Source organism: Herbaspirillum sp. NPDC101396, assembly GCF_044767365.1.
GTDB lineage: Bacteria > Pseudomonadota > Gammaproteobacteria > Burkholderiales > Burkholderiaceae_D > Herbaspirillum.
The window spans coordinates 502,250-516,574 of sequence record NZ_JBIWNT010000005.1 but is presented as its reverse complement, the minus strand read 5'-3'; the positions used below and the strand labels follow the sequence as shown (position 1 = coordinate 516,574).

General features: G+C 61.6%; 6 protein-coding genes. 1 reads left to right on the top strand and 5 read right to left on the bottom strand.

Annotated elements, in window-relative coordinates; genetic code table 11:
* Positions 1 to 14 precede the first annotated feature (14 nt).
* The 4 genes from ACIROY_RS19710 to ACIROY_RS19695 form a co-directional block, all read right to left on the bottom strand.
* The gene (locus ACIROY_RS19710; protein ID WP_402343490.1) at positions 15 to 563 is read right to left on the bottom strand and encodes a hypothetical protein; all 549 of its coding nucleotides are present in this window, start codon (positions 561 to 563) and stop codon (positions 15 to 17) included.
* Positions 564 to 655: 92 nt separating this feature from the next.
* Positions 656 to 1,273, bottom strand: a complete 618-nt coding sequence (locus ACIROY_RS19705; RefSeq protein WP_402273866.1) for a hypothetical protein — start codon at positions 1,271 to 1,273, stop codon at positions 656 to 658.
* A gap of 156 nt (positions 1,274 to 1,429) precedes the next feature.
* Positions 1,430 to 2,473, bottom strand: a complete 1,044-nt coding sequence (locus ACIROY_RS19700) for a DMT family transporter (protein WP_402343487.1) — start codon at positions 2,471 to 2,473, stop codon at positions 1,430 to 1,432.
* Positions 2,474 to 2,672: 199 nt separating this feature from the next.
* A complete protein-coding gene (locus tag ACIROY_RS19695; RefSeq protein ID WP_402343484.1) occupies positions 2,673 to 3,575 on the bottom strand; it encodes a LysR family transcriptional regulator in 903 nt (300 codons plus the stop codon).
* A gap of 130 nt (positions 3,576 to 3,705) precedes the next feature.
* Between ACIROY_RS19695 and ACIROY_RS19690 the strand changes: the two genes are divergently transcribed.
* On the top strand, positions 3,706 to 5,427 hold the full coding sequence (locus ACIROY_RS19690) for an IlvD/Edd family dehydratase (RefSeq protein ID WP_402343481.1): 1,722 nt from the start codon (positions 3,706 to 3,708) through the stop codon (positions 5,425 to 5,427).
* A 25-nt stretch (positions 5,428 to 5,452) separates the two neighbouring features.
* On the opposite strand, the gene ACIROY_RS19685 is transcribed toward ACIROY_RS19690, so the two are convergent.
* Complete coding sequence (locus ACIROY_RS19685; RefSeq protein ID WP_402343478.1) at positions 5,453 to 14,221, bottom strand: GH36-type glycosyl hydrolase domain-containing protein; 8,769 nt, start codon at positions 14,219 to 14,221, stop codon at positions 5,453 to 5,455.
* Between the last annotated feature and the right edge of the window lie 104 nt (positions 14,222 to 14,325).

Here is a 14,325-nt window from a genome sequence, read left to right as displayed (position 1 = left end):
TGGCCGTCCTGCGCTCAAGGATTCATTGCGCCCTCGGCACCACTGTTTAACATCTCGAATGCCTCGGGGAACGCCCATATTTCGGGGCGTGTTGATTGGCTCAGTCCACCACGCGGTACTTTTCGCGTCTGTTTCTTCACCCATCGACTCAATGTCTTCCAGAACTTTTCGGTTGTGTCCAATGGCGCGATGCCTATCATGCGATAGTGATTCCCAATCCATTGAAAGGTTGACAGCCCTATTGTTTGAATTTGAGAACGAGTATCCGTTTGCGTGCTGCGGATAGTTATCCAAATCACTCCGGGATGGCCTGGACCGAAATATGGAACGGAAGTATCTGTTCCGGGACGGATTTCAGTCCACGCATCAAATGGATTGCCGATCTCCCCGTCCTCTTCGGTGGAGGCTTTAAGTAAAGGCAACGGTCCGCTAGGTATGTGCCACAGGCAGTAAGATCCCGGCTTCAACGTTTCAATACGTGGGACCGCTATCCATTTTCCTGGGCCTGCAGAAACAATGAATGCCACTTCCTCATTTTCATTGAGATAGCTGACTAGCTCCATCCAGTCGGCTTCAGTGGAATATATTGGTAACCAAGGCATTTTTTAATCACTAATATTCATGAATATTTGGTCCGCTTTTGGCCGATTGCGGACTAACAGTTGATCGGGCCTAATTCGAAATAGGTATCTTGCTTGAAAGGGATTATCTGCGGTCCGTAATTCACTCCGTTCACCGAAATCGATGGGAGTTCGACAGTCCCACGTATGAGTCCCGTAGGTAATCTAGAAAAACGGTTTGGCTTTCCATTTTCCATAACGGTAAAGAAATACCATACGTGGTCTCCATTTTTACTTCCTCCCATCAACGGCCCAAAATTATCAGGTGATGAATACGGATCGGGCAGTGTTCGTAACTCCTTAGGATAGACGGCACCAATCGAGCCTTGCCGAGCTGCGATGAGCTTTCCTGAGAAGCCACCGAATGTTTCGTCCCCTGAACGGCCTTCGATCTTGATTACGTTGTCAGTAAGTTGAGCGACCTCACCTGCAGGAACATGCAATCCCAATCTCAATGTTCCGGTGATATTCAGCGATATGTATATGCCGTGAAACGGATAGTAGATAACAGAAGTCGCCCCCGCACCACCAAAGCATCTGCTCTTAAAGTATTTGGAGTCCGGTGCTTCCAGACGTGAGTAGAGCAATGTGTGCGGAATGCAACCTTGGAGCAAGGTTCCAACGACGGCAATTATGGCTATTCTTTTTTTCATGTGTGCCTGTTAATTTGAGTGTCGGCTTCTGGCCGGTTGAGGACTTCGGCTAGACGATTTGCATTTATTTGTTGAGTATCGAGGCATACCACGGGTGATTTATCAGGTTGTTAGGCTCTAAATAACGCTCGAGTAGCTAACACTGCATCTCTCGGCTCAATGCGTATGCTGATGATGCGAATCAGGAAAGTGCGCGTGCGTGTGCTCGATCCTGGAATGCCGGTGCACATGCCGATGCGGCTCACCCGGCAGGACCGCGAAGTCATGCGCATGCTGATGATGCTCATCGTGCAGGTGTTCATGCTCATGTTCCGTTTCATCATGGATATGCGCATGCTCGTGCGTCTCCGAGAGATGAAGCCAGATACCGAGCGCCATCAACAGCCCGGCAACGATCAGCGGCGTGGTCAGGGGTTCGCCCAATATCAGCGCCAGCAGCGCGCCAAAAAAAGGCGCGATGGAAAAATAGGCGCCCGTGCGCGCGGTTCCGAGATGGCGCAGCGCCACGACAAACAGAGCAAGGCTGACCCCGTAAGCCAGAAAGCCGAGCGTCATCGCTGCGACCACAACTGCTGGGGAAGGCAAGCTGGCTCCCATCAGCAGCGCAAGTACCAGATTCGTACAGCCGGAGAAGAGACCCTTTACCGATGCGACCCATGACGCATCGTTGAGAGATACTTTGCGAGTCAGGTTGTTGTCCACGGCCCATGCCAGGCAAGCGCCAAGAATCGCCAACGAAGGCCACAGCGCCGACAAGTCGGCGCTGTCGGGCCAGCTGAGAACGACTGCCCCAAGGACGATGGCCAGCATGCCCAAGGCAATGCGCCGGTCAAAATTCTCCTTGAAGACAAACCAGGCGAGCAGCGCGGTAAACACGCCCTCCGCATTCAACAGCAAGGACGCTCCCGAGGCCGGCATCGAGGTCAAGCCGGTCATCAGCAACACGGGGGCGACGATGCCACCGGACATGATCGCGCCGGCAAACCAGAGTCGCTCCTCGCGCGGCAAATTCACCTTTTCCGCGCCTGTCATTTTTCGATAGACGGCAAGACCGATGCCGGAGCCGAGATAGAACAAACCGGCCAGCAACCAGGGAGATGCGTTGGCCAGGATCAATTTGGCGAGGGGAGTCGCGGCGCCAAAAAGAAGCGCGGCCAGCAGTGCCGCCTTGACCCCGCGTGACATCGAATGAGATTGCATGGCGATTCCTGTGCGGAATAGAACAGGAAGTCATTGTACTGGCTTGCCTTGGCCAATCAGCGAATGACGCCTCTGCAGGCGACGGTGATTGATTCACGATCCGGATGGGTCGACTCTGCCAGCTTCTCCGCTGCTTGCTTCACTTGCAATCACTTGCAATCACTTGCAATCACTTGCAATCACTTGCAATCACTTGCAATCACTTGCGCGCTTTGCGCCTGCGTCCATCCCTGGCGCGAAACACGTCTTCGGCGTGTTTCAAAAACAAGCCGGCAAGGTGCGAGTGCGGACGATGCGCACCCCAGATGAAGCCGATCCGGCGCACCGGCGCGTGGCTCGGCAGGGGCACCCGCGCGATCGACAGGCCGCCCGACCACAGCGCCGACCAGTCGGGCAGCAGCGATACGCCGAGCCCGTGGTCGACCATGACCGCAATTGACATCAGGCCGTTGATCTCAAGCCGCTGATGCGGACGAATGCCGTGGTCGCGCAGATAGCGATCGGCCAGCTGACCGCCCCAGACCGTGCGGTCGTAGCGGATGAACGGTTCATTGCGCAGCAGCTCGTGCGGATCGCGACCGGCCATGCCGACCGGCGCCACCACCACCAGCGGTTCATCCATCAGGGGACGCCACTCGCAGGTTTTGGGAATCGCGAACTGCGGCTCGACCACCACCGCCGCATCCAGCTCTCCCGCCGCCACCATGCGGCACAGCTCGACCGAGCCGTTGGACACCACCGACACCGACAGATCGGGATGATCCCCATACAGCTTGCGCAGGACCGGCGGCAGCACCGTGGTCAGGGCCGAGACGAAGGTGCCCAGGCGCAACTCGCCGACCGGCATTTCCTTGATGGCCATCGCGCGCAGATCACGTTCTTCGCGCAACATGCTGCGCGCGCTGTCGAGGATGTTCAGGCCGGCTGCCGTCGGCTTGACGGAACGGCCGGAGCGTTTGAGCAGCGGCGTGCCCAGTTCTTCCTCGAGCGCCCTGACGCGCGCGGCCAACGCCGCCGAGGTCAGGTCCAGGCGGCGCGCTGCCTCGGCGATCGAACCGCACTCCACGGTGGCGACAAAGCTTTGTATGTAGCGGATGTCCATCGGACGATACTAAAAAATATCTTCTTTTAAAGCAAGAAATACCAAATTGTTTTTTGTAATGAAAACGCCCAGTATCCCGTGCATGGCCTGGCGGCAGGCCGGCTTCCACAACAACAGCGCGAGACAAAAAATGAAACCCAGGCAAAGCGGTTTGAAAAAAGGACTGACCAACTACGGCGACCAGGGATTTTCGCTGTTCCTGCGCAAAGCGTTCATCAAGGGCGCCGGCTATACGGACAAGGCGCTTGAACGCCCGGTGGTCGGCATCGTCAATACCGGCAGCAGCTACAACCCCTGCCACGGCAACGCGCCGCAGCTGATCGAAGCCGTCAAGCGCGGCGTCATGCTGGCGGGCGGATTGCCGATGGATTTTCCGACCATTTCCATCCATGAGAGCTTCTCGGCGCCGACCAGCATGTACCTGCGCAACCTGATGTCCATGGATACAGAAGAGATGGTGCGCGCGCAGCCGATGGACGCCGTGGTGCTCATCGGCGGTTGCGACAAGACGGTGCCGGCGCAACTGATGGGCGCGGCTTCGGCGGGCATTCCTTCGATCCAGCTCATCACCGGTTCCATGCTGACCGGCAGCCATCGCAGCGAACGGGTGGGGGCGTGCACCGATTGCCGGCGCTACTGGGGCAAATACCGCGCCGAAGAAATCGGCGCGGAAGAAATTGCCGAGGTCAACAACCAGCTGGTCGCCAGCGTGGGCACCTGCTCGGTCATGGGCACCGCCAGCACCATGGCCTGCATCGCCGAAGCCATGGGCATGACGGTGCCGGGTGGCGCTTCGCCGCCGGCCGTGACCGCGGACCGCATCCGCGTGGCCGAAGAAACCGGCGCGCAGGCGGTGCAGATGGCGCACGACGGCCTGACCATCGACAAGATACTGACGCCCGCCGCCTTCGAGAACGCCATGCGGGTGTTGCTGGCCATCGGCGGTTCCACCAACGGCATCGTCCACCTGACCGCGATTGCCGGGCGCATGGGACTGGAGATCGACCTGGCGGCGCTTGACCGCATGGGGCGCGAGACGCCGGTGCTGCTGGACTTGAAGCCTTCGGGCCAACATTACATGGAAGACTTCCACCACGCCGGCGGCATGGCCACCTTGCTGCGCGAACTAAAGCCGCTGCTGCGCCTGGAGGCCATGACGGTGACCGGCCGCACGCTGGGAGAAGAGATCGAACGCGCCGGCGACGGCTTTCCGCAAGACGTCGTGCGCCCCGCGACCAATCCCATTTATCCGCAAGGCAGCATCGCCGTCCTGCGCGGCAACCTGGCGCCCGGCGGCGCGATCATCAAGCAGTCGGCGGCGGACGCCCGGCTGATGGAACACGTTGGGCGCGCGGTGGTGTTCGAGAACGTCGAAGACATGGCCAGGCGTATCGACAGCGACGAATTGGACGTCACCGCGGACGACATCCTGGTGCTCAAGAACATCGGTCCCAAGGGCGCGCCCGGCATGCCCGAAGCCGGCTACATTCCGATTCCCCGCAAGCTGGCGCGGGCCGGCGTGAAAGACATCGTGCGCATTTCCGATGGCCGCATGAGCGGCACCGCATTCGGCACCATCGTCTTGCACGTCACGCCCGAGTCAGCCATCGGCGGACCGCTGGCCTATGTACGAAACGGCGACCGCATCCGTCTGAGCGTGTCGAGCCGGGAAATCGCCTTGCTGGTGACGGACGAAGAACTGGCCCGGCGTGCACAAGAGACGCCGCTGGTCATTCCCACCGCCGAGCGCGGTTATGCCAAGCTGTTCCTCGACACGGTGACGCAGGCGGACCAGGGCGTGGATTTTGATTTCCTGCGTGCGGCCAGGATGGTGGGCAAGACGCCGGAGTGAATTGCTGCAATCCGGCGCCACCAGCTCAGCGCGACAACATGACGTCGATACGATGTTCCTGACGATCATCGACCAGCGTCAGGACAGCCTCAGCTAAGGCTATGCCATCGACGCTGAAGCGACATGCTCCCGGTAACCCACTTCCCTTCGTTTGCGTGATCATGATCCGATAGGCAGTGTCTCCGTAACGATAGTCGATGCCATAACTGTCCCAGTCATCCGGAACGCAGGCATTGATGGTCAGCTTGTCGCCTTCGACATGCAAGCCCAGCAGCGATTCAACCAACAAGCGGTACATCCATCCGGCCGAGCCGGTGTACCAGGTCCAGCCGCCGCGGCCGGTGTGCGGCGTGACGGCGTAGACGTCCGCAGCGACCACGTAAGGCTCGACCTTGTAGACCGCGATCTCTTCGGCATTGCGCGCGTGATTGATGGGATTGATCATGCGCATCAGGCTCCATGCCGACTGTCGGTCGCCCATGCGTGCGAAGGCCATGATTGTCCAGATGGCCGCATGTGTGTATTGCCCGCCGTTTTCGCGCACGCCGGGTACATAGCCGCGGATATAGCCGGGATTCTGATCGGAGCGGTCGAACGGCGGATCGAGTAACTGGATCAGCTTGTCGTCGTCGCGCACCAGGCGTTGACGCACCGATTGCATCGCCTGTTGCGTGCGATCGGCATTGCCGGCGCCGGACAGCACTGACCAGCTTTGCGAGATCGAATCGATCTGGCACTCGACGTTGGCGTGAGAACCGAGCGGCGTGCCATCGTCGAAATACGCACGCAGATACCAGTTACCGTCCCAGCCGTTCTTTTCGATGTGCTGCTGCAGCGTCTGCGCCTGCGCGCGGCACTCGGCGGCGAACGCCTGATCCTGATGGATCACCGCAACATCGGCGAAGCGCTGCATCACTTCGTAGAAGAAGAAGCTGAGCCAGACGCTTTCGCCCTTGCCGTGTTCGCCGACCTTGTCCATGCCGTCGTTCCAGTCGCAGGAGCCGATCAGCGACAAGCCGTGTACGCCGAATTGCAAACCGTGGCGGATCGCTCGGACGCAATGCTGATAGAGACTGGCGCTGTCGCCCGACCGTTGCGGCAGGTCGTAGTAGGAATCTTCCTCTGCCCCGACGGCGCGGCCTTCAAGGAAGTGTACGGTCTCATTCAGCACGGAGGTGTCCCCGGTGATCGTGACATAGCGATGCACCGCCAGCGGCAGCCACAGGTAATCGTCCGAACAATGCGTGCGTACACCGCGATCGGTTGGCGGATGCCACCAATGCTGCACGTCGCCTTCGACGAACTGATGCGCGGCGCACAGCAATAAGTGGCTGCGCACCAGGGTGGGTTCGCTGTGCACCAGCGCCATGCCGTCCTGCAGCTGATCGCGGAAGCCGAACGCGCCACCCGATTGGTAGTAACCGCTGCGCGCCCACATGCGGCAAGCCAGCGTCTGGTACAACAGCCAGCCGTTGGCCAGCACGTCCAGCGCCGGTTCCGGCGTGGCGACCTGGATCGCACCCAGCGTGCGTTGCCAGTAATCCTTGACTGACGCCAGCGTTGCCTGTGCCGCCGTCACACCGCGATGACGCAGGATCAACGTGGCGGTATCGGTCTGGCGCGTATCGCTGAGGCCGAGCACGAACACCAGCTCACGCTCCTGGCCGGGCGCCAGGTCGAACGTGGTCTGTATCGCGGCGCAGGGGTCCAGGCCGGCGCCGGTCTTGCCCGACAGGCGCTGCCGTTCGAGCGCGATGGGGTCCTGCAGTGAGCGGTTGCGTCCGATGAACTCCTTGCGGTCGCAGGTGACGGTCTTGGCCGCAGCATCGAGGTCGAAGAAGGCGACGCGTTGCGGAAACTCGGTGTTGTAGTGATTGCTGGCCAGTAGTGCGCCGGTAGCGGTATCGGTCTCGGTGTTGACGTGCATCGCCGTCTTGCCGCGCAAGTCGCCGAGCACCCATTCGACATAGCCGATGGCGGACAAACGACGCTGCGTCTGTGAATCGTTGCGTACGCGCAGCACCATGTATTTCACTGGCGAATCCAGGGCGACGAACATGCTCAGCGCCGAGAAGATACCGGCCTCGCTATGCTCAAACACGCTGTAGCCGAAACCATGGCGCGTCAGGTATTCACCCGTGCCGCGTCGCGGCAGCGGCGTCGGCGACCAGCTGGCGCCGCTGTATTCGTCACGCAGATAGAAGGCTTCACCACCGCCGTCGCTGACCGGATCGTTGGCCCACGGCGTGAGGCGGAATTCATGCGCGTTCTCGGCCCAGCTATAAGCTTGCCCGCTCTCCGACACGACGCTACCGAATTGCGCATTGGCGATGACGTTACTCCACGGCGCCGGCGTATGACGGTCATCACCGGTGACGATCAGATATTCACGACCGTCGGCGCTGAAACCGCCCATGCCGTTGTCCAGCAAGGGCGCCGGTGCACGTACTGCTTGCAATGTCGCGACCGCGGTGTCCGCAATGAGCTCGGTCTTCGGCGACAACAACGGCATCTTCACCTCAGGCGCATCGCGCCGTGCAACTTGCTCGGCCAGGGTGCCGCTGCTGTCGTTCAGGATCACGCGCGCCACCGATTGGAACAGGATACGGTCTTCGTCGGAAATCTGATCGAGCAGACGTACGAAGATGCCGCCCGGACGATCAATGGTATGGACGCCGGTGACGGAGGAGATCAGGTTCAGGATCTGCTCCTGCAGCACTTGCCGATAGCCGGCGTGATCTTCGTTCCAGATCACCAGATCGACCGCCAGCCCCTTCGAGCGCCAGTAGGCATGCGCCTGCACCAGCTGGCGAACCAGTTCGATGCTGGCTATGTCGCGTATCTGCACCAGCACGATCGGCAGGTCGCCCGAGATTGCATAACTCCATAGCGCCGACTGGCCGCGCCGGTTGCGCGCGAGGATGCTGGCGTCGGCGCGCAGCAGGGGATTGGCGTAGACCACCGAGTTCGCCAGGCGACCGTACAGTTGCGCATCTGCTTCGCTGGCGTTGAGCTGGCGCAGCACCACCTGGTTGTGGGTCCATGCCAGTTCCATGACGCGATCGGCCAGATGGCGATCCTGGTACTTGCCGATCAGTTCCGCACAGACGTCGCGGGTGGCGGCCACGCCCGTCACCACGTCGATGGTGACGGATTGCTCCGCCTCCAGCGTGATGCGGCGTCGGATCGCCATGATCGGATCAAGCACCGAGCCGGCGCTGTTCGACAATGGTCCGGTCTGCCGCATTGCCTGCGGTGTCGCCGGCGTGTTGCCGCGACCGAGGAACTGCATGCGGTCGGTTTCATACGATGCTGCATCAGCATGAGTATCGCTGCCGCCATGTACCGCCATCAGGTGGAACATCCACGGCACGACTTCATTGGCTGATCGCGGCCGGCGCGTGCACAGGATGGCGCCGCGCTGCATGTCGATCTCGGTCTGCACGAACAGGTTGCTGAAGGCCGGATGCATTGCGTCCGCCGCCGATGGCGCCAGCACGACTTCGCCATAGGTGGTGATTTCCAGCGTGCGTGTAGTGCGCGAACGATTGGTGATTTTGGTGCGGCGCAGTTCGATGTCGTCTTCCGGCGAGACCACGATTTCGGTATGCATCTCGATGTCGCGATCATTGCGGCGAAACTCGGCGCGGCCTTCGGAGAAAATCACTTCGTAATGCGTCGGCATGGCCAGCGTCGGCTGATAGGCGGTCGACCAGAACTCCTTGTCGCGGATATCCTGAACGTAACAGAAACTGCCCCAGTGATCGCGTGTGGTGTCTTCGCGCCAGCGCGTGACGGCGACATCGTTCCAGCGGCTGTAACCGCCGCCGGCGCTGGTGACCATCACGTGATAACGGCCGTTGGACAGCAGTTGCACTTCGGGCGTGCGCGGATCGGGACGGCGCACGATGCGAATCTGCTGGTCCTGCGCCGTGGAAGCGACGCGTACATCGGCCAGTTCGGAGGCGCTGGAATAATTTGCGCCGGCCTTGGGCACGCGCTCGTGCAGCAGCGACATGGTGGCCTGGAACAGCGGATACGATTCGAAGCGGCGCTGCATCGGCCGGTCCAGCAAAAGATACGCCAGCGACAGGAATCCCATGCCCTGGTGATGCGCCATGAAAGAGCGGATCAGGGCATTGCCCTGGCCGCGCGGCAGGCGCGATGGGGTGTAGTCGATGGCCTCATACATGCCGAAGACGCCTTCGAATCCTGCCGTACTCATCGCCTGCAGATTCCCGCAAGCCTGTTCCGGCGCGACCATCAGTGCCATCATCGAGGCATACGGTGCAATCACCAGGTCGTCGCCCAACCCGCGCTTGAAGCCGAGGCCCGGCACACCGAAGGTGCGGTACTGATAATTCAGGCTGGCGTCGAAGCTGTGATAACCGGACTCCGACATGCCCCAGTACACGCCGCGCTGTGCGCCGTAGCTGATCTGCCGTTCCACCACCGAGCGATAAGTCTGGTCCAGCAGGGTGCCGGCGAAGGTCGGCATCACCAGCAAGGGCATCAGGTATTCGAACATCGAACCGCTCCACGATAGCAGGATGGGTTCGCCGCCGGCCAGCGTCAGTTGTCGGCCCAGCGCAAACCAGCTGTCCTGCGGCAACTGTCCCTGCGCGATGCCGACGAAGGTCGCAAGGCGCGCTTCCGATGCCAGCAAGTCGTAGAAGCCGGTATCGCGCCGGCGTTCAGTGACGTTGTAACCGATCGCCAGCAGATGCGTGGCGGGATCGTACAGGAAGCGGTATTCCATGCGTGCGAACTCGCCGGCCTGCACGGCCAGCAGATCGATGGCGGCCAGGCGCGCGGCCGCCAGGTCGCTGGCTTCCTTGAACAGTGCTTGCAGGGCGTCTGGAATGCGCTTGCTTTCCATCGCGTTGGTTGCGGATTGCGTTTGCAAAATCAGCACCGGCAACTGCGCAATCTGGCGCAGGCTGAGCGCGCCATTGAGCGTGGCTGCGAGCGACGGGAACTCCTCGCAGCAGCGTTGGAGCTGATCCGATCGCAGCCAGGGCGCCAGCGCATGCAATTCGGCCAGCGCTTCGCGGCATTGGCTGGCAAGCGCGCGTTCCCACCGGCGCAATTGGCTGAATCGTTGCGGTTGTTTGTCCGACGGCGAACCTGGCGTGTTAGTGGTGCTGGAGAACGCGACCTGATTCAGCCCGCGGGAAAAATCATCCACGTGCCGATTCAGGCTCTCCAGTATCACGCAGGCCTGGCTCAGCGACGTCGGCGGGGTCGCGCAGGCGCTGTCCAGTTCGCGGGCGAACAACGGCGACAATTGCTGCTCTTCGGTCAGCGGCAAGGTCCGCGACAGTTCCTGCAGGATCAACTGCGCGGCGCGGATGCCGGGGAACAACTTGGCATGCAGTACCGGTGCATCGGCCAGCGCCTGCAAACCGGGCAGCAAGGTCAGCAGATGGCCGGCCAGGTTGCCGCTGTCCACGGTCGACACATAGGACGGCGGCAGCGGATGGAGGTATTGGGTGTCGTACCAGTTGTAGAAGTGTCCCTGGTAACGCTCCAGCGCCGCCATGGTCTGGAAGGTGTTGCGCGTGCGCTCCAGTAACTGGCCGCCGGGGATGTAGCCGAAATCATAGGCGGTCAGGTTGGCCAGCAGCGACAGGCCGATATTGGTCGGCGAGGTGCGCCGCGCCAAGACTTCCACCGGATGTTCCTGCATGTTGTCGGGCGGCAGCCAGTTGTCGGCCGGACCGACGTAGGTTTCGAAGAACAGCCAGGTCTTGCGCGCCAGCGCATGCAGGTAGGCTTGCTGCGCCTGGTCCAGATGCGGCACGCGCCGCGTGATCGGCTGGCTGATGCGGAACACGATCACCGGCGCCAGCCACCACAGCAGCAGGATCGGCGTCGCGGCCGCCAGCGCCGCAGGATGACGCAGCACGAGATACACCGCCACGGCCAGCGCCAGCAAGGGCGATTGCCACATCGCCGCATAATAGGAGCGCAGTCCGTTGCCGGCGCGCATATTGGCTTCACCGGAACTGTTCCATTCCAGCAGGCTCTTGCCGGAGACATGCAGACGCCATTGCGTGCGGACGATGGCGTCCAGTTGATACCAGCTCTCGTAAGGCAGCAGGCTGATGGCAAGACCTGCATGCACCAGTTGTGCGCCCAGCGTCGTCAACGCTGCTGAAACGTGTTGTTGCAGACGGATGTCGTCGGGTTTTCTGATCAGATTGAGCAGTAACGAACACACGGCCGGCACCAGCGTCACGGCCAGCACGACACCGCTCCAGAACCACGCCTGCGGCAACAGCACCCAGCCGCACAGGGTCAACAGCGTCAGCGCCGGCGCGACCAGGCTGCGGCGCAGATTGTCAAACAGTTTCCAACGCGACAGTGCCGACAGCGGCGTCTTTTCGTAGTGCAGCTTGCCGGCCGCATCGCGCCGGACCGGCACGCGCGGCCACATCCACGCGGCGATCTGCCAGTCGCCGCGGATCCAGCGATGGCGGCGGCTGACGTCGGCGCTGTAGCGCGACGGGTATTGTTCATACAATTGCACGTCGCTGATCAGGCCGGCGCGGACGTAATTCCCCTCCAGCAAATCATGGCTGAGGATGCGGTTTTCGGGCATGCGTTCCTGCAAGACTTTTTCAAAGGCGTCGACGTCGTAGATGCCCTTGCCGATGAAGGAACCTTCGCCGAACAGATCCTGATACACGTCGGAGACGGTGCGCGTATAGGGGTCGATGCCGGTTTCTCCGCCGTACAGCAACTCGTAGCGCGAGGCCTGCGCGCTGGGCGAACTCACGGCAATGCGCGGCTGCAGAATGCCGTAGCCGTCGCTGATCTTTTTCTGAACGGCGTCGTAGACCGGACGATTCAACGGATGGGACATGGTGGCCACGAACTGGCGTGCGGCGTCGCGCGGCAGTTCGGTGTCGGTGTCCAGCGTGATGACGTAGCGGGTGTTGATGAGACCGCCGGTGTCGCCGATGGCGGCGCTGAAGGCTTCCTGTCCACCGCCGCGCAGGAAGGCATTGAGGTCGCCCAGTTTGCCGCGCTTGCGCTCGTAGCCCATCCAGGTCGCCTGTGCCGGATTCCAGCGGCGCGGACGATGCAGCAGCAGGAAGTTGTCGCCGCCGGCGCGCGGATACTTGAGATTGAGCGCGTTCAGCAAGCCGGTGGCGAACGCCAGCAGGGGCGCATCTCCGGGCGTGCTTTCGACGGCCGCGTCGGCAAAGTCGGTCAGCAGGCAAAAGCGCAGATTGACGTCCTGGTTGGCAAGGAAGCGCACTTCCAGCGCCTCGACCAGATTCTCGGCGCCGGCGTTGGTGGTGAGCAAAGTCGGCACCACCACCAGCGTGCGACATTCAGGTGGAATGCCGGCGGACAGATCCATGCGCGGCAACAATCGCGGCGGCGTCAATAGCGGCACCAGCCAGTTGACGAGCGATTGCGCCAGCTGGCTCGCTGGCAGGGCGGCCAGCAATCCCAGCAAGGCCAGCCACAGCGGATGCCACTGTTGTGCGCCGCGCTGGTGCGCCTCGGCCAATACCCACCACGTCGACAAGGCGGTGATCACGAAGATGGCGCCGAGGTACGTCGCCACAGGACGTGTCGACGCCAGTCGCGTCAGTTTTGTGCGCGACGAGACACGCACGGCTGCTGCAGCCCGCAACGATGCCAGGCCCTCGCCGATCAGGTAATAGCCGACATGCGCGCGTCGATCCACGACGTCGTTGCGCGGCGCCGTCGCGGCAGCGCGCGCCATGGCGATCGCCTGTCGCGCGACTTCCGTTTCTGACTGCGACCCTTCGCGCGAGATTTTTTCGACCACGTGGCGATAGCGATCGCGCGTGGCGAAGTCCATGCGGGCATAGGTGTCGTCGGGATCTTCACGCAGGATGTGATCGACTGCGCTCATGGTTTCGACGAACTCGCGCCAGTCCATGCTGGTCAGGAAACGCAGGGAGCCGATGCTGTTGCTGATCGAGACCTGGTCGGCCGCCTGGCTCTGGCTTTCCTGCTGCACCAGCTGTTCGATGCTGTTGCCGGACGCGGTCAGGCGTTGCGCCAGCCAGGTCAGGGGCAGCGTCAGCGTCGGACTCTGGCCTTGCAGCCGGCGCACCAGCTCGGCGACGAACGCGCTTTCCATCGGCGGCGCCGAGCGCGCCATGTCGGCCACTTGCAGGATCAGGTTGCTCGGGTTCTTCTCAGCCACGTCGAGCATGGCGTCAGCCCAGGAATGCGCCAGGTTGCGGTTGATCAGCGTGGCCGACAGGCGTGCCGCAACGCGTCGCAGATTCTCGATCAGCGCCAGCCTCAGCATGATGGGAATGGCCCACAGCTCGCCCAGGTTGAGCGTGGTGGTCTGCTGATACGCGATGACGAAGCGGCTCAGGCTTTCCGGATCGACGCGGCCGTCGCCGTGCGAGATCGTCTCCAGCGCGATGTCATAGACGCGCGGACTGCCGGCGGAATGGCCGTTTAGCAGGCGCGGCAATTCCTTGCTGTAGTTCTTGGGAAGATGGCGCTTGGCGGTGCGGATTTGTTCTTCGATCAGGTAATAATTATCCAGCAGCCATTCCGCCGCAGGCGTCACCTGGCGTCCGGCCTTGATGGCCTCGGTCAGGCGCGTGCAGGCATCGATGATGGTGAGTTCGTTGTCGGCCAGTCGCACCAGCAGCTTGTCGGGACCGTAGTCCGGATTGAGCTTGTGGGCGTTGGCCAGCACGCGGCCATGCTGCTCCATTTGCAAGGCGCTGAACAATTCGGCGCGCAGCGGGAGTTCTTCTATGAGGATGTTCTGGTCTTCGTTCATGATTCACGTCTTTCATCCTGCCGGCACCAACGCCCATGCCTGACGCCGGAAGCCGCGATCATGCGATCTGCGGCGGCGGGGAGCAATCGTTTGGTGCAAGCGTA